Origin of the sequence: Pseudomonas morbosilactucae (genome assembly GCF_023241715.1) — a bacterium.
Taxonomy (GTDB): domain Bacteria; phylum Pseudomonadota; class Gammaproteobacteria; order Pseudomonadales; family Pseudomonadaceae; genus Aquipseudomonas; species Aquipseudomonas morbosilactucae.
In genome coordinates this window covers 60,652-81,635 of record NZ_JALQCW010000003.1, presented here as the reverse complement: position 1 = coordinate 81,635, position 20,984 = coordinate 60,652, and the positions used below count along the sequence as shown (strand labels likewise).

19 protein-coding genes and 1 pseudogene are annotated in these 20,984 nt (G+C 63.1%); 10 read left to right on the top strand and 10 right to left on the bottom strand.

All coding sequences use genetic code 11. From position 1 onward, the window contains the following. Window positions 1-5: 5 nt before the first annotated feature. The 5 genes from M1B34_RS01130 to M1B34_RS01110 all read right to left on the bottom strand — a co-directional run bounded on the left by M1B34_RS01130 (window position 6) and on the right by M1B34_RS01110 (window position 4,432). Window positions 6-2,027 carry a pilus assembly protein TadG-related protein gene (locus tag M1B34_RS01130; protein ID WP_268264226.1) on the bottom strand — a complete coding sequence of 674 codons (2,022 nt, stop codon included), beginning with the start codon at window positions 2,025-2,027 and terminating at the stop codon, window positions 6-8. A 138-nt stretch (window positions 2,028-2,165) separates the two neighbouring features. Further along, a complete protein-coding gene (locus M1B34_RS01125) occupies window positions 2,166-2,723 on the bottom strand; it encodes a DUF4136 domain-containing protein (RefSeq protein ID WP_268264206.1) in 558 nt (185 codons plus the stop codon). A 37-nt stretch (window positions 2,724-2,760) separates the two neighbouring features. After that, window positions 2,761-3,369, bottom strand: coding sequence for a DUF4136 domain-containing protein (locus tag M1B34_RS01120; protein WP_268264205.1), 609 nt, complete (start codon window positions 3,367-3,369; stop codon window positions 2,761-2,763). Window positions 3,370-3,380: 11 nt separating this feature from the next. After that, window positions 3,381-4,130: a methyltransferase gene (locus M1B34_RS01115; protein WP_268264204.1), complete on the bottom strand. Its 750-nt coding sequence runs from the start codon at window positions 4,128-4,130 to the stop codon at window positions 3,381-3,383. Then, complete coding sequence (locus M1B34_RS01110) at window positions 4,127-4,432, bottom strand: MazG-like family protein (RefSeq protein ID WP_123329770.1); 306 nt, start codon at window positions 4,430-4,432, stop codon at window positions 4,127-4,129. The genes M1B34_RS01115 and M1B34_RS01110 overlap by 4 nt, the downstream gene beginning before the upstream one ends. Before the next feature lie 174 nt (window positions 4,433-4,606). Between M1B34_RS01110 and M1B34_RS01105 the strand changes: the two genes are divergently transcribed. Further along, window positions 4,607-4,900, top strand: a complete 294-nt coding sequence (locus M1B34_RS01105) for a hypothetical protein (RefSeq protein WP_123329768.1) — start codon at window positions 4,607-4,609, stop codon at window positions 4,898-4,900. A 73-nt stretch (window positions 4,901-4,973) separates the two neighbouring features. After that, window positions 4,974-6,320 carry an MATE family efflux transporter gene (locus M1B34_RS01100; RefSeq protein WP_268264203.1) on the top strand — a complete coding sequence of 449 codons (1,347 nt, stop codon included), beginning with the start codon at window positions 4,974-4,976 and terminating at the stop codon, window positions 6,318-6,320. On the opposite strand, the gene M1B34_RS01095 is transcribed toward M1B34_RS01100, so the two are convergent. The 5 genes from M1B34_RS01095 to M1B34_RS01075 all read right to left on the bottom strand — a co-directional run bounded on the left by M1B34_RS01095 (window position 6,314) and on the right by M1B34_RS01075 (window position 11,646). Further along, window positions 6,314-7,189, bottom strand: coding sequence for an alpha/beta hydrolase (locus M1B34_RS01095; RefSeq protein WP_268264202.1), 876 nt, complete (start codon window positions 7,187-7,189; stop codon window positions 6,314-6,316). The genes M1B34_RS01100 and M1B34_RS01095 overlap by 7 nt on opposite strands. Window positions 7,190-7,328: 139 nt before the next feature. Then, a complete protein-coding gene (gene speA / locus M1B34_RS01090) occupies window positions 7,329-9,242 on the bottom strand; it encodes an arginine decarboxylase (RefSeq protein WP_123329763.1) in 1,914 nt (637 codons plus the stop codon). A gap of 222 nt (window positions 9,243-9,464) precedes the next feature. Further along, window positions 9,465-9,836, bottom strand: coding sequence for a translation initiation factor Sui1 (locus M1B34_RS01085; protein ID WP_123329761.1), 372 nt, complete (start codon window positions 9,834-9,836; stop codon window positions 9,465-9,467). Between the two features lie 202 nt (window positions 9,837-10,038). Next, complete coding sequence (locus tag M1B34_RS01080; protein WP_268264201.1) at window positions 10,039-10,575, bottom strand: NUDIX hydrolase; 537 nt, start codon at window positions 10,573-10,575, stop codon at window positions 10,039-10,041. 3 nt (window positions 10,576-10,578) lie between these two features. Beyond that, window positions 10,579-11,646: a DUF2333 family protein gene (locus M1B34_RS01075; RefSeq protein WP_123329756.1), complete on the bottom strand. Its 1,068-nt coding sequence runs from the start codon at window positions 11,644-11,646 to the stop codon at window positions 10,579-10,581. Window positions 11,647-11,936: 290 nt separating this feature from the next. Between M1B34_RS01075 and M1B34_RS01070 the strand changes: the two genes are divergently transcribed. From M1B34_RS01070 to prmA, 8 genes and pseudogenes are all read left to right on the top strand, one after another. Next, window positions 11,937-13,607: a response regulator gene (locus tag M1B34_RS01070; protein WP_123329754.1), complete on the top strand. Its 1,671-nt coding sequence runs from the start codon at window positions 11,937-11,939 to the stop codon at window positions 13,605-13,607. Between the two features lie 53 nt (window positions 13,608-13,660). Beyond that, a complete protein-coding gene (locus M1B34_RS01065) occupies window positions 13,661-15,022 on the top strand; it encodes a coiled-coil domain-containing protein (protein WP_425273480.1) in 1,362 nt (453 codons plus the stop codon). 83 nt (window positions 15,023-15,105) lie between these two features. Further along, a pseudogene (locus M1B34_RS33905) lies at window positions 15,106-15,621 on the top strand (methyl-accepting chemotaxis protein); the annotation flags it as partial. Between the two features lie 94 nt (window positions 15,622-15,715). After that, a complete protein-coding gene (locus tag M1B34_RS01060) occupies window positions 15,716-17,461 on the top strand; it encodes a protein-disulfide reductase DsbD (RefSeq protein WP_123329749.1) in 1,746 nt (581 codons plus the stop codon). 131 nt (window positions 17,462-17,592) lie between these two features. After that, window positions 17,593-18,045, top strand: coding sequence for a type II 3-dehydroquinate dehydratase (gene aroQ / locus M1B34_RS01055; protein WP_268264200.1), 453 nt, complete (start codon window positions 17,593-17,595; stop codon window positions 18,043-18,045). A 48-nt stretch (window positions 18,046-18,093) separates the two neighbouring features. Further along, window positions 18,094-18,552, top strand: coding sequence for an acetyl-CoA carboxylase biotin carboxyl carrier protein (accB, locus tag M1B34_RS01050; protein WP_268262995.1), 459 nt, complete (start codon window positions 18,094-18,096; stop codon window positions 18,550-18,552). 17 nt (window positions 18,553-18,569) lie between these two features. Beyond that, window positions 18,570-19,925 (top strand): acetyl-CoA carboxylase biotin carboxylase subunit, encoded by a 1,356-nt coding sequence (gene accC, locus M1B34_RS01045; protein ID WP_268262994.1) that lies wholly within the window; start codon window positions 18,570-18,572, stop codon window positions 19,923-19,925. 172 nt (window positions 19,926-20,097) lie between these two features. Further along, entirely contained in the window at window positions 20,098-20,976 is an 879-nt protein-coding gene (prmA, locus tag M1B34_RS01040) for a 50S ribosomal protein L11 methyltransferase (protein WP_268262993.1), read from the top strand. The last annotated feature ends 8 nt before the right edge of the window (window positions 20,977-20,984 follow it).

Sequence of the window (20,984 nt, the reverse complement as noted above, 5' to 3'; positions counted from 1 at the left end):
CCCCTTCAGATCACCAGGTAGGCCCTGCCCGCCTGGCCACAAGTCAGGTTGGCGCCGACTTCGACGTCCATCAGATTAATGCCCAGCATCGACAGCAGGTTGTTCAGCAGGGGGTCGAGCACGGGGCTCAGGAGGCCGCTGATCACTGGAGTGAGGAGCGTGCTGACGCCGCTGATCAAACCACCAACACCCGCCACTACCGCTCCCAAAGGATTGTTATTGACCGGCTGATAGACAATCAGATTGATACCCGAAATCGTGGTGGCCAGGCTATTGACCAGGTTTTGGGTCGGGGCCATGTTCTTGTAGCTCGGAGTCTGTTTGACGTTAGGCGGCTCCGGGAACGGGGAGGCACTGCTGGCAAACACCATGTCCCGCCCTTGATTGCTTCCGGTTTGAGTCAGCCCTACCTGGCTGTCCACTTGGATACCGATCCCTCCCGCAGCAAAAGCCGTACGTTGCGGGCCACAAGTCCCAATACCGAGCAGTTTGTGACAGGTCCAGATTCCAAGGTCGATGAGGGCCAGCGGCATCACCGTAGGTTCCGCCGAAGAGGAAAAAGCATTGGTTGAATCGATTTTACCGACCTTAATATCGGCAATCGAAGACTCGCTATGGACCGTCAAACTCTTGGTTCCAGTAGTGCCAGTCGGACAACTGTAATCCGTGACATAGGCTTTGGCCCCTCCCAGCTCCAGGCTGATATCAATCTGGGGCGATGGCAGCAACTGCGGATCGATTTGCTCGCAACCAGCGCCTAACAGGCATCCCACAGAATTGATGGTGCTGGCCAGGTCCAACTTCAGCAGACTATTGAGAGTCGGCGTTAGATTCCCCACCAACCCCAGCAATGCGTTGGCCAGCCCCGTCACCCCGGACAACCCTGTCAGATTTACTGAAACCAGGGTGCGCACCTGAGCTGTGCGCACATAAATACGGTTCGCCCCCTGCGGATCAGCCTTGGCCAAGCGCGGATCACCAACGGCCGACAACTGTGGTGGTTCAATTACCTTGGTCCGCACCGTCACACTCCCCAACCCAAGGAGGTTCGCCGGGAGGGTGACTGCAGCAGCGCTCTTGCTGTTGGAGAGCTGAATCAGTGCCTGCACCAGTTGAAACAACTGTAGATTGGCGTCCAGCGCCGTAGAAGGCATGCCTGTCTGCAACTTCAAAATATCCCCGAGCGTTAGGGGCGTCTGGTTAATGGCGGCGACTTTAAGCTGTCCTAACGCGGTGAGAACATCAGCAGTCGCGCCGTTGGCTTGAACCACCGTCGCCGCAGCCTGAATTAACTGGGTGAGGGTCACGGAGGTATTGAGCAACTGAGTGTAATTGCCAGCAGATGCCCCCACATTAATTGCTAACTGATCGAGGAAGCTGAGCAAATTGATATTGGTGTTGATCAATCCGTTCCAGCCCAGCGCATCCACATTCAGGCTGCCGCCCAACATCCTGCCAATCACACCGTTGAGCAAAGTTGACTGAGCGCTGCTCACTGTTAGCAAAGTACTGCGAATGCTCAGCTGAGCCAGGCTCGGTGCCGGTGTAGCCGCCACCGCAGTGGCTGTCAGTTGGGTATTGAGGCTGACCGGCCCCGCGGAAAACAGCGCACCCACGCCCCGCGCCACACTGGTGTGCACCGAATCGCTGACAATCACCCGTACCGCCGCCGACTGGCTGGCATTCAGGCTGAAGGTGCGCACGCCGTTGGCGCCGGTCACCAGGCCGCCACAGGTGGTATTGAGGGTGCTGTCGGCATCCGGGGTAAACCCGTTACGCACAGCGCTCTGGTTGGCGTATTGCGCCGCCGTCAACCCGGCCTGGCAAGTGCCGCCGCGGCTGACCGCCTCCAACGCGGCGTTGTCGGCCACCCGCTGCAACTTGCGCTGTTCCAGATACAGCCGCCCGCTGTCCACCACCAGCAGCATCAAGAGCAAGGCCAGGCCCAGGCTCACCGCCGCGATCAAACCAATGGCACCACGTTGTCGCCCGGGCCGGACCAGCCTCTCGGGGAAGACATCGAGCACTCCTTTGCCGGCCCACAGCCAAGCGCTGTCTGGATAGATGCAAAGCAGTGTAGACAAGGCCTGCAGCCGGCGCTGGCAAGGTGCCAGCGCCGCTGACTGACGGTATTGCGCCCTTAAGCGCCAGCCTGAAGCGCCGCGTTAGCGGGGCGGGTAGTTGGCCAGGATCCGCGCCACAGTGGCGCGCACGGCGGCGCTGCGATCGCTGGGGTTGGGCGAGCTGCTGAGCATCTGCTCATCGCTGCCGCGCCACACCAGCTTGCCGTCCTTGGCGTCCAGCAGGTCGATCTGGATGGTCGCCACCTTATAGGTGACGTTGCGGGTTTCGTTGTACATCGGGCCGCCCCAGTAGCCGTTCCATGGGCCACCCCAGCCACCGCCGTAATTGGTGGTGACCTGCTGCTGGCGGTCCTCAATGATCAGGTAGGTCTGGACATTCACGTCTGCCCGGGCCGCCCCCATCACGGAACGCAGGCCACGCTGATCCAGTTGCTCGGCCACCGCTTGGCGAATGCGCTGCTCGGTCAGGTCGCTTTTGATCCGTGGGTCATCCGGGCGGTACTGCAGGCCGGGCTCTTTCCAGCTCCAGCTGCGATAGGCGGCAAAGTCGCGACTGGCGTCGAAGTCGTGGTTGACCTGGTTGGCGGCGCAAGCGCTGAGCAGCGCGGCACAGACCAGTAGAACGAGGCGATGGAACATGATTGTTCTCCGATGAGAAAGCAGCACTCTGAACAGACTAGCTGGGTGGATAGGCCGACAGGGCCTTTTCCAGCGCCTCACGCAAGGCAGCGGCACGTTCGCTCATACTGCCCCGGCTGCTGGTTTCAGCGCTGGCGCTCCATACCGGCTGGCCAGTGGGACCATCGAACAGGTTGACCCGAACCACCACCACTTGGACCTCGTAGGTCCGCACCACCGGCACGCTGCCATACATGCCGTAACCCGGGCCGTAACGGTTGTAGCCACCGTAACCGCCGTAGCCGTAATCATCCTGGACCTGGCGCAGGCGTTTTTCCAGGTGCACATCAGCGCTGACCCACAAGTCCGCCGGGCGCTGATCGTACAACGGTCGCAGGCCGCGCTGATCCAGGGCGTTGCCCACCGCCTCGGCGATCTGTGCCGAATCCGCCCAGGCCGAGCCGGCGGGCTGACGCCCGTTGAGCCAGGCCCAACTGCGGTAGCGTCCGTAATCCCGCGACGGCGCCGGGTAGGCGCTGCGGTCGAAGGTGGTCGCCGCTTGCGGCGGCGCCGGCGGCAAGGGATTGGAACTGGCGACATAGGGGTTGCTGCCTTGGCAGGCGGCAAGCCCCGCACACAGGAGGATCAGACCAAGACGGCGTTTCATGGGGCACTCCGTTAGATCGGCCGGCACATCCAATGCAGGTAACGCCCAAGCCCGGCGAAACTTGGGTGTCGGCGGTGCGCCAGTTCCATTTCCAGGAGGTCCGCCAGCTCGGCGCGGGCCTGGAACTCCACCGGCATGTAATCGTGGAAAACCCGCACGCCACTCTGGGTTTCGACCTGCCACAAGCCCTCAAGTTGCGTCGCCAATTCACGGGGATCGAGCGGTTGCTGCGGAGTCAGGCTCTGCTTTTCGCCGGCCATGTCGTTCTTGCGCATCTTGCGGAAGTGGCCCTTGAGCAGGTTGCGGTAAATCAGCGCGTCGCGGTTATAAAACGCCAGGGACAACCAGCCGTCCCGGGTCGTCAACTGATGCAGCACCGGCAGGATGGCGTGGGGCTCGGCCAGCCACTCCAGCACGGCGTGGCACAGCACCAGGTCGTAGGGTTCGGTGAGCTGGCCCAGCAGGTCCTGCCAGGGCGCCTGGATAAAAGTTGCGCTCTGCCCGGCATCGGCAAAACGTTGGCGGGCGCCCTCCAGCATCGGCGCAGCCGGTTCGGCCAGGGTCACCTGGTGCCCGCGCTCGGCCAGCCACAGCGACATGTGGCCCAGCCCGGCGCCAATGTCCAGAACCCGCAGCGGCCGCGGGGGCAGGCTTTCCGTCAGGTCGGCCTGAAGCACGGCCAGACGAATGGCGCCCTTGGCCCCGCCGTAGATTTTTTCGGCGAAGCGGGTCGCCAGTTGATCGAAATGACGGTCGCTCATCCGCTGAACCGCCGTTCGCTGTCGGCCAGCTTGTCGCCCACCACCTGGGCCATGTCCAGCCCCAGCTCACTGCACAGCAGCAGGAGGTAGAGCACGATATCGCCGACTTCCTGGCCGGCGTGGGCCAGTTTTTCCGCCGGCAGTTGCCGCGATTGGTCTTCGCTCAGCCACTGGAAGATTTCCACCAGTTCGGCCATTTCGACGCTGGCGGCCATGGCCAGGTTTTTCGGGCTATGAAATTGCCGCCAGTCATTGCGGTCGCGAATGGCGTGCAGGCGTTGGGTCAGTTCGTCTAGGTTCATCGGGGTCTCCTGAAGGCGTATAGCTTCCGGGGGATGGGTAGTGGGCGCAAGGGCCAATCAGCGCCAGATCGCCCCACACCGGAGCTGGGCAAAAGCTCTATGCTGACAGGGAACTCCCCGGGGCAAATAATGGCCAAAGGCGAGCACACCCCTCTCTTCCATCAGGACGCCCTTATGCAGGTAGAAAGTTTTTTCGAATGGCTCGGCCAGGCCATCGGTTCGGTCATACGTTTTATCGTCGATCTGCTCAGCGGCCTGTTCAACACCCTGACCCATGCCGGCGGCAACTTCGTCGATGGGCTGGCCCGTGCCTTGGGGATGGACACCTCGATCATCAGCATCATCGCGCTGATTGTCGGCCTGATGCTGCTGTACTCGGCGATCCGCGCCTTTATGAACGCCTCGATCATCATGGGCATCATCTGGCTGATGCTCGGCCTGTGGCTGCTGAGCTGGATCATGCATTGACCGGCGCTGCGCCGACGCCCGGGGCATAAGCCGCGGGCTGCGGCTACAATGCCGGCTCTCGCAAGGAGCCTGCATGTCCACCCTGATTACCGATTGGCGCCACCGCCCGACCCACCGCCGCGTCTGGGCCCTGGCGGCGCCAATGATCCTCTCGAATATTTCCGTGCCCCTGGTGGCCCTGGTTGACAGCACCGTCATCGGCCACCTGCCCCACGCTCACCAATTGGGCGCCGTGGCCGTGGGCGCTACCCTCTACACCTTCCTCGCCTGGACCATGGGCTTTCTGCGCATGGGCGCCACCGGCTTTGCTGCCCAAGCGGCCGGGCGCGGCGACGGCACGGCCCTGCGCCAGGTGCTGTTGCAAGGGCTGTTGCTGGCCATGGGCATGGCCCTGCTGCTGGGCAGCCTCGCCATTCCCCTGAGCGGTATCGCCCTGCAGTGGATGCAGCCGTCCATGGAGCTGCAGCAGATGGCCCTCGGCTTCTTCCACACCCGGCTGCTGGGCTTGCCCGCTGCCCTGGCCAGCTTCGCCCTGGTGGGCTGGTTCCTTGGCACCCAGAACGCCCGGGCGCCCTTGATCATATTGCTGACCACCAATCTGGTGAACATCGCCCTCAACCTGTGGTTCGTGCTCGGCCTGGATTGGGGCGTGGTCGGCTCAGCCCGGGCCTCGGTGATTGCCGAATGGACCGGCGCCCTGCTCGGCCTGGCCCTGACCCGCCCGGCCTTGCGCGCCTACCCGGGCCAGATCATCTGGGGCGCCTTGCGCCGCTGGCAGAGCTGGCGGCCGCTGCTGGCGGTCAACCGTGACATCTTCATCCGCAGCCTGGCGCTGCAATCGGTGTTTTTCATGATCACGGTCCAGGGCACGCGCCTGGGGGATGCCACCGTCGCCGCCAACGCCCTGCTGCTCAACGGCCTGCTGCTCACCGCCCATGCCCTGGACGGCCTGGCCCACGCCGTGGAAGCCCTGTGCGGCCATGCCATTGGCGCCCGTGATCGCAATGCCCTGCGCCGCTCCCTGGTGGTGGCCGGCGGCTGGTCGCTGCTGGCCAGCCTGGGCTTTGCCTTGTTGTTCCTGCTGGCAGGGCACCTGTTTATCGCAATGCAGACCGACATCCCCAGCGTGCGGGAAACAGCCTATACCTACCTGCCCTACCTCGCCGCCCTGCCCCTGATAGCGGTCTGGAGCTACCTGTTGGACGGCCTGTTTATCGGCGCCACCCGGGCCAGGGAAATGCGCAACGGCATGCTCCTCAGCCTGCTTTTGGGGCTGCCGTGTGCCTGGGCCCTGCAAGGCCTAGGCAACCACGGCCTGTGGCTGAGCTTCCTGCTGTTCATGCTGTTACGCAGCCTGACCCTGACCGCCTTTGCCTGGAACCTGCGCAAGAACGACAGCTGGTTTGCCCGGCCTCACTGAGCCGGTGGCGCGCCGACAAAGTCACTGACCCGGTCCAGCACCGGGGCCAGGCCGCGCAGGGGTCGGGCAAGGGCTGCCACCAGCGTGCCGTGGCTGGTGCGCGCAAAGTAGAACTCCTGCACCGGCACGTCCGCGGCGCGCAGTTTGTTGGCCAGGCCGCCGGTATTGCGCTGCGGATTGACCAGAGTGTCGTCGTTCGAGGCCATCAGCAAAGCGGGCGGCGCACCTCGACTGACATGGTTGATGGGTTGGGAGTCGGGTGGCGAGTCCGGGTAGAAAAACACCGGCCGCACCGCTTGATTGGCAATCGGCAGGAAATCGTAAGGCCCAGCCAGGCCGATCCAGCCCTTGACCACCGCAGGGCTGAGCCCCACCGCTGCCAGCAGGCTAGGGTCCAGGGCCAGCATGGCCGCGTTGTAGGCACCGGAACTGTGGCCCATCACGTACAACCGCTGGGGATTGGCGCCATAACCGGCGATATGTTCATGGGTCCAGGCCACGGCGGCAGCCCCATCCTCCAGGAACGCCGGATAACGCACTTGCGGATACAAGCGGTAGTCGGCCAAGACCACGACCATGCCTCGGGACGCCAAAGCCTCACCAACAAACCCGTAGTCGGCACGTGAGCCGCTGTTCCAACTGCCGCCGTAGAAAAACACCACCACCGGTGCGCCCGGCGCTGCGTCTTTGGGCTGGTAGATGTCCAACTGCTGCCGTGGATCGCTGCCGTAGGCGATGCCCCGAGTCTTGATAACCCCGCCGCTGGGACTCAAGGCGTTGAGCACCTTGAGCGGCGAACACCCGGCCAGCAGCCCGAGGATCAAGGTGGTCAGCAACAAAAGGACAGCATGCCCGGGACGATTGAACATCGGCTGGAACCTCTGCAGTGTTCGAGCGCATCCGCCGCCCATCAGCCAGCGCGCATTCAGCAGGCTAGTCGCAAAACCTGAGCGCCGGGACAAAAAAAACCCACCGTCACCGGTGGGTTTTTATTGGCTGCGTCGCCTGTCAGCTCGACAAGTAAGACGAGCGGGTCAGGCCCAGGCGCAGGGCGTCGAGGTACTGGGTACGCTCGGAGGCCGTGATCTTGGCGCTCGCCACTTTGTCGCGGTAGTGAGTCATCAACTCCTCAGGCGACAAGTGCACGTAGCGCAGCATGTCTTCGATGGTGTCGTGGGTCTCGATACCGGCGTGGTACACACTGCCGTCCGGGCGCTGGTAGATGTTCACCGAGTCGGTGTCACCGAACAGGTTGTGCATGTCGCCGAGGATTTCCTGGTAGGCACCCACCAGGAAGATCCCCAGCAAGTAGTCCTCGCCTTCGTTAAGGGCATGCACCGGCAAGCTGGTCTCGATGCTCTGCTCGTCGACGTACTGCTTGATCTTGCCGTCGGAGTCGCAGGTCAGGTCTTGCAGCACGGCACGGCGCAGCGGCTCTTCGTCGAGGCGGTGCAACGGCAGGATCGGCAGCACCTGGCCGATGGCCCAGGTATCCGGCAGGCTCTGGAACACCGAGAAGTTGCAGATGTACTTGTCGGCCAGTTTGTCGTTGAGCTCATCCAGCACTTGGCGGTGGGAACGCTGACGGGCCTTCAAGGAGTTGTGCAGGCGACGGCACACCGCGAAGTAGCACTGCTCGGCCAGGGCTTTTTCAGCCAGGGTCAGCTTGCCGTCGGCGTACTGGGTGGCCACGTCGCTCATGTAGTGCGTGGCGCGCCAGTAGGTTTCGGTGACCATTTCAATGTCGGTCGGGCCCAGCAGGTCCACCAGCCATTGCACGGTTTCCGGCAGCTCTTCCTTGTTTTCGATCTTCGGCACGTCGTCGTTGTGCTTCTCGACGTCAGTCACCTGCACCACCAGCATGGCATGGTGGGCGGTCAGCGAGCGGCCGCTCTCGGAGAAGATGTGCGGGTGCGGCAGGCTCTGGGCATCGCAGAATTCCTTGAGCATGCCCACCACGACACCGGCGTAATCGTCCATGTCGTAGTTGATCGAGCTGGCGTTGCGCGAGTGAGTACCGTCGTAGTCCACGCCCAGGCCGCCACCGACGTCGATGTGGTCCACCGGCAGGCCGAGGTTGCGCAGCTCGCCGTAGTAGCGGATCGCTTCCTTGAAGCCGTGCTGGTAGTCCGCCAGGTTGGCGATCTGCGAGCCCATGTGGAAGTGCAGCAGGCGGATGCCCTGGTCCAGGCCGGCCGCGCGGAAACGCTCGACCACCGACAGCAACTGGGCAGCGGACAAACCGAACTTGGATTTTTCACCACCGGTGTCGGCCCACTTGCTCGAGGCCAGGGACGACAGGCGCACCCGCAGGCCGACTTGTGGCTTGACCTTGAGGGACGCGGCTTCTTCGATCACCAGGCCCACTTCGGACTCTTTCTCGATGACGATGAACACGTTGTGGCCCAGCTTCTGGCCCATCAGCGCCAGGCGGATGAACTCCCGGTCCTTGTAGCCGTTGCAGACGATGGTGCCGCCTTTCGGCGCCAGGGCCAGGACCGCCAACAGCTCAGGCTTGGAGCCGGCTTCCAGGCCGATGGAGACGTTCTGGGTGGCGATGATGTTCTCGATCACCGCTTCCTGCTGGTTGACCTTGATCGGGTACAGCGCGGTGTACTTGCTCTGGTATTCCAGGCGCTCGATGTTCGAGTCGAAGGCGCCGGTCAGCTGGCGCACACGGTCTTGCAGGATATCCGGGAAGCGCACCAGCAACGGCAAGGACAAGCCGCTCTTGCGCAGTTCATCGACCTGTTCGAACAAATCGATGGGCAGGCTGCTCGGTCCGTTCGGACGAACTTCGACGCGACCGGCGTCATTGATCGCGAAATACCCGGCCCCCCAATGGCGAATCCCATAAACACTGCGGCTGTCCGCAACTGTCCATTGGCTGCCATCGTCTTTGCGTGTGCGTCGTACGGACATCGAAGTCCCCTATAAAGAAGTCATAGAGCGCCACCCCTATCGAAGGCTGGCGCAGTCTAAAGAATGAAAATGACGATTAGCCTGCAACGAGGGGGTAGACCTCATCAACAGTCCTGAGTTTAGAAACCGGTCATGAACAGGCTCTGTGAAAACCATGGAGACGACGCACCTGCCTGGAAGAGCCGGGCCGCATCAAGTCGGGGGTGGTTTTCACAGAGGCTGCTAGCCGCCGGATTTCTTCGCTTTGAAACCGTGCTTGAGCAACTCAGCCAAGAGTAGCTCGACATGGTCGCCCTGGATTTCGATGACGCCATCCTTCAAGGCGCCGCCGGTGCCACAACGTTTTTTCAGCGTGGTGGCCAGTTCCTTGAGGGCGTCTTCGGCCAAGGGCACGCCGGTGATGGTGGTCACCGTCTTGCCGCCACGGCCCTTGCTTTCGCGACGCACGCGTGCAATGCCGTCACCGGCCGGAATCAGGGTTTGTTTGCAGATACAGGCAGCCACCGGCTGGCTACAGTCCGGGCAATGGCGACCTGCGTCGGTGGAAAATACCAAGCCACCCAGGGCGGCGAAGGATGCGGCTTTTTTGGCCACCGGCAATCCTCTTCGGAGGACTAAAAGACTGGTCGAAGCACAATGGCGGTGCCATCGACCGCGAAGCCCCACTCAGGCAGGGGCAGCGCTACTGAACCGGGTGCGGGTATAAAAAGCAGCGCCGGTTCAGCTTGAAAAGTCGCGCAGTGTAACGGCAAAAGGCGCCGTTGCTAAGGGCCAAAGCGCGGCATTTTATGCAACTTTAGCGACGCCCGCGCAGATAGCGCTGCAAGGCTGCCAGGGAGTCCGGGCAATAGGGCTTTTCGTGGATTTCCCGCAGCACCTGTTCCACCGGAATAAAGTGCGCTTCCAGCACTTCCTCAGGCTGCAAACGCAGGGGACCGTCCCACACCGCCGAGAACGCCGAGCACCACAAACGGTTGCCGGTGTCTTCAAAAAAGAAATGATCGTGGGCGCTGAGTTCCACACCGCCCACGCCCAACTCTTCTTCCAGTTCCCGGGCCGCCGACTCGGCGTAGCTCTCGCTGGCCAGCACCATGCCGCCGGCGGCCACATCCCAGTAACCCGGGTAGATGGCTTTACTCAGGGTGCGCCGGTGCACGCACAGTTCACCGGCAGAATTGAACAACAGAATGTAGGTGCCACGGCCGATCAACCCGCGCTCGCGCAACTCGCTTCGGACCATGGCGCCGAGCAGTTGGTCCTGCTCGTCGACCCAGGTGATCTGTTCGGCGTCGGAGGCCGCGCGATGCGCCGCCTCATTGGTCGTTACGCCCATGGATCAACCCTGATTGAGCAGTTGACGCAAGTCGATGACTGCGGCATTGGCTCGGGAAATGTAGTTGGCCATGACCAGCGAGTGGTTGGCGAGTACGCCAAAACCGCTGCCGTTGAGGATCATCGGGCTCCACACCGGCTCCTGGGAGGCCTCCAGCTCGCGAATGATCTGGCGCACGCTGACGGTGGCGTTCTTCTTCGCCAGCACATCGGCGAAATCGACTTCGATGGCGCGCAGCAGGTGGGACAGGGCCCAGGCCTGGCCACGGGCCTCGTAGAACACGTTATCGATCTGCATCCACGGGGTTTCCACCACCTCTTCATCGACCTGCGGCACCTGGCCGGGGGCGACGACTTCGGTTTTCAACGCGGTATTGAGCTTGACCCGGCCAACACTGGCCGACAGGCGCTGGGACAGCGAACCCAGGCGCGTGCCAACGTCACCCAGCCAGTTGTTCAGGTTGTCGGCGCGAGCATAGAACAGTGCGCTCTTCTGGTTGGGATCGGACAGGCGCGCCTGATAACGGCTCAGGGCGTTGATGCCTTCCTGGAATTCGGATTCGCTGGACGGCAGCACCCAGCTCTTGTTGTCGAAGTTGAAGCGCGGCTCGGCCTTGGCCAAGTCAGCATCTTCAGCGGACTGGGACTGGGAACGGGCGAAGTCTTTGCGCATGGCGCGGCTCAGGTCTCGCACCTGGACCAGCACCCCGTATTCCCAGCTCGGCATGTTGTCCATCCACAGGCCAGGCGGAAAGCGGTCGTTGGAAATGTAGCCACCGGGCTTGTTGAGCAAGGTGCCGGCCACGGTCTTCAGGGTTTCCACGGTGGTGTAGCCGATCACCATCTGCTTGCCTTCCTGCTCGGCAGCAACCTGAGCATTCTGCTGCACCGGGAACAACGCCGGTTCCTGGCTCCAGTACCAGCCCAGGCCGATGGTCACCAGCAGATACAAGCCCACCACGGTCGCCAGGGCGCGGCTGAGCAGCAGGCCACCGACATAGCTGCGGGTTGCCGACTTGGGTTCGGCAGCACGATCCGGCGCGCTGCCCGCGCGATTCTTCCAGTCCAGCATGGCTAATTCCTTTCAATCACTTGAGTTCATCGGTTCGACCACAACCCTAGTCCATCGTGCCTTGCCGCGTACGGATTAACTCCGCCACCGGAATCGAGCCACGCCACGATTGCGAATCAGGCGGCCACTATAAAGGAAGGCAGGGGCCCGAGCCTATGCGACCAGCCGGTCAAAAAATGAATCAGGTCGCTTTGCAGATTATTGACGCCAGATACTCATGCGACCGAAAAGAGGTGCTAGCATAGAGCCACCAGTCGATCTCAGCATGCACCCTAACTAGTAGTCAGGATATGACCGAGCCAGAAGACCCCAGCCGTGAGCGCCTCAAGCACCACTTTGCCCAGCGGGTAATTCATCAGGCACGTCAGATTCTTGAGATATGGCAGCGTCTGCAACGCAGCGAATGGTCCACCAGCGACATGTCCGAACTCAGCGAGGCCAACCTGCGCCTGCTGCGTTTCGCCGAACGTTTCGAACAACCCGAACACACCCAACTGGCCCGTAGCATCGGCGACTCCCTGCAAGCGGTGGACGCCAATCGCGGGCGCCTGAGCAGCGGCCTGATCACCGAACTCAATCGCCTGATGCAGCGCCTGTCGCGCACCGGCCTGCGCCATGGCGATCAGCTGGAACAGACCTTCCTGCCGCCCCTGCGCAAACCGATCTACGTGATGCTGCAAGATCACGACCGCGCCGAGCGCCTGGCCAAGCAACTGGAATTCTTCGGCCTCAGCGCCCAATCCCTGGACAGCGTTGCCGCCTTTCGCTCGTCGATGGTGGAACGGCTGCCGGCAGCGATCGTCATCGATGTGGATTTCTGCGGCGCCGGCATGGGCCTGACCCTGGCCGCCGAAGCCCAGGTCGGCCTGGAGCACAAGCTGCCGCTGCTGTTCTTCAGCCTCCACGAAACCGACACCCCCACTCGCCTGGCGGCGGTGCGGGCCGGCGGCCAGGAATTCCTCACCGGCACCCTGGAAGCGTCCAGCCTGCTGGAGAAGATCGAAGTCCTGACCTGCGTCGCCCAGTACGAACCTTATAAAGTACTGATCATCGACGACTCCCGCGCCCAGGCCCTGCACACCGAGCGCCTGCTCAACAGCGCCGGCATCGTCACCCGTACCCTGATCGAGCCGATCCAGGCCATGGCCGAGCTGGCGGACTTCCAGCCGGACCTGATCATCCTCGACATGTACATGCCGGCCTGCACCGGTACCGAGCTGGCCAAGGTGATTCGCCACAACGACCGTTACGTCAGCGTGCCGATCATCTACCTGTCGGCCGAGGACGACCTGGACAAGCAACTCGACGCCATGAGCGAGGGCGGCGACGACTTCCTGACCAAGCCGATCAAGCCGCGACACCTGATCACCACCGTGCGCAACCGTGCAGCGCGGGCGCGCAACCTCAAGGCGCGGATGGTCCGCGACAGCCTGACCGGGCTGTACAACCACACCCACATCCTGCAACTGCTCGAAGACTGCAGTTTTCGCGCACGCCGCGAGAACAAGCCGCTGAGCTTCGCCATGCTCGACATTGACCATTTCAAACGGGTCAACGACAGCCACGGCCACCCCATGGGCGACCGGGTGATCAAGAGCCTGGCGCTGTTCCTCAAGCAACGGCTGCGCAAAACTGACTTCATCGGCCGCTACGGTGGCGAAGAGTTCGCCATTGTCATGCCCGACACGGACCAGGACGCAGCCTGCCTGGTGCTGGACGAGATCCGCCAGCGTTTTGCCGAGATCCACTACCCGGCCCAGCCAGAAGACCTGTGGTGCACCTTCAGCGCCGGGGTGGTGGAGCTGCGGGAGAACTCCGACAGCCTGATGATGGCCAGCCAGGCAGACGAGGCGCTGTACCGCGCCAAGCACGCCGGACGCAACCGGGTACAGGCCGCACGCACATCAAGTCAAAGTGCCATCTTTTCACCGGAATCCACCGACTCGGTCATAACGCTGTAATACAAACGCAATAAATTCAGGCGCTTACCACTCAAGCCGTTGGTAGAGCCCTGATGCGCCTGAAGTTGCTGACCAATCTCAACACCCTTCTATTGGTTGCCGTATGCCTGGCCCTGGGGGCGACACTCTGGTGGTCGCAACGCGCCCTGGAACGCCCTTACCTGTTGATGGAACGCTACCTGGGCCTGTCCCAGCAGTTCCAGAACCAAGCCGCACGCAATATCGAAGACTACCTGGCCAGCGGCGATGCCCTGCGCCTGAGCGCCGCCAGCCAGGCCCTCGAAACCCTGCAAGCAGAACTGTCCGAGCTGCCCGGCGAACTGGCCCAGAGCCTGCGCCCGAGCCTCGCTAGCCTCGACGACTTCAGCAAGACCGACCTGCTGGCCGCCGGCAAGCTGGCGGGTGATCCGCAAGCCTTGCTGCTGCAAGCCGAACGCGAACTGGGGGCCAACCTCGAACAGCTCAGCCAGTACGCCGGCGATGCGTCGCCAGCCAGTGCCGCTCCCTACCTGCCGTTGCTGCTTAGCGCCTCCCAACACCTGGGCAAACTGTCCCTGGCCCGGGACAAGCTGGTGAGCAGCGGGCGCAGTGAACTGGCCGCCGATGTCGAGCGAGAGCTGAGCAACATGCGCCAGCAGGCCGAGCGCCTGGGAGCCCTGCCGCTGCTGGGGGTGGCCGGAAGCAGTGCATCCGGCACCGATGACTTCGCCGCGATGATGGGCCTGGAAAACACCGAAAAAGCGGCCAGCGAAGACGCCGGCGTCGGCCTCAAGCGTGAACTCCACAGCCTGCTCGGGCGCTACCCGGCGGAGCTGGGGCGCACCCGGGAACAGATCCAGAAACGCGCCGACCTGAGCGCCGCCACGCACCTGAAAATCACCGCAGTGCGCCAGGCCCTGGCCGAGCTGGAACCGGTGGTACGCGCCCAGCACGGGCAGATCCAGGGCGAAGTACGGCTGATGCAGGGGTTGATGATCGGCCTGATCTTGCTGATCGCCCTGGTCATCGACAGCCTGCAGCGCAAGCTGGCGCGGGTCCTGACCAACCTGGCACCGGCCCTGTCGACCTGGGCGACGGCGACTTCAGCCAAGACATTCAACTGGGCAAGACCAACCGCGAACTGCATGACATCGAAGCCTCCCTCAACCGCCTGCGGGCCTACCTGGTGGATCTGGTGGGCACCATTCGCCAGAACGCCGAGCAAGTGGCCGGCAGCAGCCGCGCCCTGGCCGACCTCAGCAGCGGCCTGCACAGTGGCGCCGAGCGCCAGGCCGGCGACACCGCGCAAATCCGCGATGCCCTCGGCGAGCTGGAAGCCACCATCCAGCAAGTGGCCGGTGATGCCAGCCAGGCGGCGGACGCCAGCCGCAGTGCCGGGCTCGCCGTGGAACAGGGGCAGAAAGTCATCGGCCTGAGCCTCACCGGCCTGCATGCACTGGTGGGTGAAGTGCAAGGCAACGCGCAGATGATCGAGCACCTGGCCCAAGAGTCCGCGACCATTGGCGGGGTGCTGACGGTGATCCGCTCGATTGCCGACCAGACCAACCTGCTGGCACTGAACGCGGCCATCGAAGCTGCGCGGGCCGGGGAAATGGGCCGAGGCTTTGCCGTGGTGGCCGAGGAGGTCCGTTCCCTGGCGCAACGCACCGCTGGGGCGACGGCGGAAATCCAGGGCCTGATCGCCACCTTGCAAAGCGCCGCCCAACAGTCGGTGGAAGGCATGCGCGCCCAGGTAGAACACGCCGAAGCCACGGCCAACCAAGCCCAGGCCGCCGATGGCGCACTGGACGAAATCGTCGGGGCCATCCAGACCATCGCCGACACCGCGGTGCGAATTGCCGATGTCACCGCCCAGCAAAGTGGCGCGGTGAGCGAGATTCGCGATCACAGCGAACGCATTCACCAACTGGGCGGGGACAACTTGCTGCGCATCGGTGAGGGGCGCGAACAAGGGGAGACATTGCTGGTGTTGGGCGGGCAATTGCACACCGCGGTGCAGGCGTTCCGGGTCTGATCCACAGCGCTCGCCGGCCCGCCTGCCGCTGACCTGCCTGCAGCGGGCGGCCTGCTCCGCTATTATGCGCACACCCCCGCTTTGCGAGTTCACCATGCGCCGTCTGCTCTGCCTGCTGCTCCTCGTCCTGGCCCTGCCGGCCACCGCTGCCGGTCTGCTGGAATCGCGCCCCAGTTCCACATTGGGTGCGGTGAACAACAGCGCCGACTTCCTGCCGGTGCGCGACGCCTTCCAATTGAGCCTGGTGTCCAGCACCCCGCAATCGATCAAGCTGCGCTTCGTCGCCAGTGAAGGCTACTACCTGTACCGCCATCGCTTGCAGTTCCGCGCCGAGCCTGCCGACATCCGCCTGGGCACCGCGCAACTGCCTCAGGGCGAACAGAAACACGATGAATACTTCGGCGACGTCGAGGTGTACCACGGCATTCTCGAGGTCGAACTGCCGCGCCAGGCCGACGACCTGCGGGCCTTTACCCTGGTGGTCACTTACCAGGGCTGCGCCGACAAGGGCCTGTGTTATCCGCCTGAAACCGAGCGCCTGCAGATCGACGGCAGCGGTGCCAATGCCCAGGCCGCACCCTGGAGCTGGCGCGAACTGGCGCTGTTTTTCCTCGCCGGCATCGGCCTGACCTTCACCCCCTGCGTGCTGCCCATGCTGCCGATCCTCTCCGGCGTGGTCTTGCGGGGCCAGGTCGGCGGCTGGCGCGGTTTCAATCTGTCCCTGGCCTACGTGCTGCCAATGGCCGCCTGCTTCGCCCTGCTCGGCGCCTTGATGGGGCTATTCGGCGCCCAACTCAACCTGCAGGCGCGCCTGCAATCGGCCTGGGTGCTGGTGCCCTTTGCACTGTTCTTCGCGGTGTTCGCCCTGGCAATGTTCAATGTCTTCGAGCTCAAACTGCCGCGCTTTATCAGCGAGCGCCTGGAGCGCATCGCCGGCCGCACCGAAGGCGGTTCACTGTGGGGCGCGGCGGTGCTGGGGGTGGTTTCCAGCCTGCTGGTGTCGCCATGCGTGTCAGCGCCCCTGGCTGGCGCCCTGCTCTATATCAGCGCCAGTGGCGATGCCCTGGGCGGCGCGATCAAGCTCTTCGCCCTGGGCCTGGGCATGGGCGCCCCGCTGCTGCTGGTGGCCACCGGCGGGGCGGCCTGGCTGCCCAAAAGCGGCCCGTGGCTGGTGACGGTGAAAAACGCCATCGGCGTGTTGTTGCTGGGCCTGGCGATTGGCTTGCTCAGCCGCGTCCTGCCGGGGCCGATCACCCTGCTGCTGATCGGTGCCCTGGCGGCGGGTGTCGGCCTGTTCCTCGGCGCCCTGGAATTCAGCCACAAGGCGCCACGGCAACGTCTCGCCCAACTGCTGGGACTGTTCCTGGTGTTTTATGCCCTGGCCTGCTGGTGGGGCGCATTCAGCGGTCAATCCGATCCGCTCAAGCCCATCGCCGGCACCCCGCCCGCCAGCAGCGCCCAGGCGCCGGGCAGCCAATGGCAGAGCCTGAGCAGCGCCGCCGAACTGGAGCAAGCCTTGAGCGCCGCCAAGGACGCCGGCCAGCCGCTGCTGCTCGATTGGTACGCCGACTGGTGCATCAGTTGCAAAGTCATCGAACACGAAGTGCTGACCGACCCTCGGGTGATCCAAGGCCTCAAAGGCTATCGACTGATCCGCTTCGACATGACCGCCAGCAATCACGAACAACGGCAATTGCTGGACCGCTACCAGCTGTTCGGCCCTCCGGCATTGATGTTCTTCGGCAAAGATGGGCTCGAGCGCAGCGATATTCGGGTTATCGGCGAAATCAACGGCAAAGACTTCGCTGAGCGCATTGCCAAGGCAAATGACCGGAATTAACCGGTTGGTCATATATTTCGCGCAAACATCGGTCATCGTGCTGGCTATTGCAGAGAACTGGACAGTCATAAAGTCTTTCCGGCATAGTCGCCGAGTTCTGACCACCGCCTACAGATAACAAGGAACAGCCGATGGCCACCCTACTGGTTCTCCATGGACCCAACCTGAACCTGCTCGGCACCCGTGAACCGGGCGTCTACGGGGCGGTGACCCTGGCGCAGATCAACCAGGACCTGGAACAACGGGCCCGCGATGCGGGGCACCATTTGCTCTATCTGCAAAGCAACGCCGAGTACGAATTGATCGAACGGATCCACGCGGCCCGCGGCGAAGGCGTGGACTTCATTTTGATCAATCCAGCAGCTTTTACGCATACAAGCGTCGCATTACGTGACGCGCTGCTGGCGGTGAGCATCCCATTCATCGAAGTGCATCTGTCCAACGTGCACAAACGCGAACCTTTCCGCCATCACTCCTACTTCTCCGACGTTGCGGTGGGAGTGATCTGCGGCCTTGGCGCCAGCGGTTACCGACTGGCCCTGGAGGCCGCCCTAGAACAGCTTGAACGACAAGCAAACGCTTGAACGACAAGCAATAAACGCCCCTGACCGACCCTTGGGAGTTGACGATTCATGGATATCCGTAAAGTCAAAAAACTGATCGAACTGCTGGAAGAATCCGGCATCGACGAGCTGGAAATCAAGGAAGGCGAAGAGTCCGTACGCATCAGCCGCCACAGCAAGACGCCAGCCCAGCAGTACTACGCACCGGCTCCGATGCAGGCTCCGGTTGCTGCACCTGCCGCCGCTCCAGTGGCTGCTGCCGCTCCGGCTGCCGCTGCTGCTCCAGCGCTGAACGGCACCGTTGCCCGTTCGCCGATGGTCGGCACCTTCTATCGCAAATCCTCGCCGTCCTCGCCATCCTTCGTGGAAGTTGGCCAGACCGTGAAGAAAGGCGACACGCTGTGCATCGTTGAAGCCATGAAGATGATGAACCACATCGAAGCTGAAACCAGCGGCGTGATCGAGTCCATCCTCGTCGAAGACGGCCAGCCGGTTGAGTACGACCAACCGCTGTTCACCATCGTTTGAACCGCGGAGAAACGTTGATGACTGCGAAGTTGGAAAAAGTTCTTATCGCCAACCGCGGTGAGATCGCTCTGCGGATTCTGCGTGCCTGCAAAGAGATGGGCATCAAGACCGTCGCCGTTTACTCCAAGGCTGACAAAGAGCTGATGCACCTGGGTCTGGCAGACGAATCCGTCTGCATCGGCCCGGCGTCCGCCGCTCATTCCTACCTGCACATCCCGGCCATCATCGCGGCAGCTGAAGTGACTGGCGCTACCGCCATTCACCCAGGCTACGGTTTCCTCGCGGAAAACGCCGATTTTGCCGAGCAGGTCGAGAACTCCGGTTTCGCGTTCATCGGCCCGAAAGCCGAGACCATCCGCCTGATGGGCGACAAGGTGTCGGCCAAACACGCGATGATCGAAGCAGGCGTGCCAACCGTTCCAGGCTCCGACGGCCCACTGCCGGAAGACGAAGAAACGGCGCTGCGCATCGGCCGTGAAGTCGGCTACCCGGTGATCATCAAAGCCGCTGGCGGCGGTGGTGGTCGCGGCATGCGCGTAGTGCATAAAGAAGAAGACCTGATCTCCTTCGCCAAGCTGACCCGCACCGAAGCCGGTGCAGCGTTCGGCAACCCGATGGTCTACCTGGAAAAATTCCTGACCAACCCACGTCACGTGGAAGTCCAGGTGCTTTCCGACGGCCAGGGCCACGCCATCCACCTGGGTGACCGCGATTGCTCGCTGCAACGCCGCCACCAGAAAGTTCTCGAAGAAGCGCCGGCACCGGGCATCGACGAGAAGGCTCGCCAGGAAGTCTTCGCTCGCTGCGTCAAGGCGTGCATCGACATCGGCTACCGTGGCGCCGGCACCTTCGAGTTCCTGTACGAGAACGGCCGCTTCTACTTCATCGAGATGAACACTCGCGTGCAGGTAGAGCACCCGGTTTCGGAAATGGTCACCGGGATCGACATCGTCAAGGAGATGCTCAGCATCGCCGCTGGCAACCCACTGTCGTTCACACAGGATGACGTGGTTATCCGCGGTCACTCGCTGGAATGCCGGATCAACGCTGAAGACCCGAAAACCTTCATGCCGAGCCCGGGTACGGTCAAGCATTTCCACGCGCCAGGCGGCAACGGCGTTCGCGTCGATTCGCACCTGTACAGCGGTTATGCCGTTCCACCGAACTATGACTCGCTGATCGGCAAGCTGATCACCTACGGCGCGACCCGCGAAGAAGCCATGGCACGCATGCGCAATGCCCTGGACGAAATCGTGGTCGACGGGATCAAGACCAACATCCCGCTGCACCGTGATCTGGTTCGTGACGAAGGCTTCTGCAAAGGGGGAGTGAACATTCACTACCTGGAGCACAAGCTGGCCGATCAACACTGATCAGCCACACGCCACACCGACAAGGCCGCTTTCGAGCGGCCTTGTCGTATCTGCAGAAACGAGCGCGCTGCTACCGGGTGCCTGCCTCGTCTTCTGCGCCGGGCTCGCGTAAACTTGCGCGCTTCTCGCGGCCCGCTAGGCTGCACTTCACATATTTTCAAAGGTGCCCGCCATGCCTTGGCTGCAAGTCCGTCTCGCCATCAGCCCAGAACAAGCCGAAACCTATGAAGACGCGTTCCTCGAAGTCGGCGCCGTATCGGTGACCTTCATGGACGCCGAAGACCAGCCGATCTTCGAACCCGAACTCAACACCACACCGCTCTGGTCCCACACCCATCTGCTGGCCCTGTTCGAGGGCGGCACCGAAGCCGCCAGCGTCCTCGCCCACCTGGAACTGCTGACCGGCAGCCCGCTGCCCGAGCACCACAGCGAAGTCATCGAAGACCAGGACTGGGAACGCAGCTGGATGGACGGTTTCGAGCCGATGCAGTTCGGCCAGCGCCTGTGGATCGTGCCGAGCTGGCACGCCGCGCCGCAACCGGACGCCGTCAACCTGCTGCTGGACCCGGGCCTGGCCTTCGGCACCGGCACCCACCCGACCACCGCCCTGTGCCTGGAATGGCTCGACGGCCAGGACCTGAAAGACTGCAACGTCCTGGACTTCGGCTGCGGCTCGGGGATCCTGGCCATCGCGGCCTTGCTGCTGGGGGCCAAGCACGCCGTGGGCACTGACATCGACGTCCAGGCCCTGGAAGCGTCCCGGGACAACGCCGGGCGCAACCACATCGCCGAAGCGCTGTTCCCGCTCTACCTGCCAGAGCATTTGCCCCAGGTGCAGGCCGATGTGCTGGTGGCCAACATCCTCGCCGGCCCCCTGGTTTCCCTGGCGCCGCAACTGTCGAGCCTGGTCAAGCCCGGTGGCCGCCTGGCGCTGTCCGGAATCCTCGCCGAGCAAGGCGAAGAAGTGGCGGCCGCCTACGCCCAGGACTTCGACCTGGACCCAATCGCCAATCGTGATGGCTGGGTGCGCATCACCGGTCGTCGGCGCTAGAATGGCCG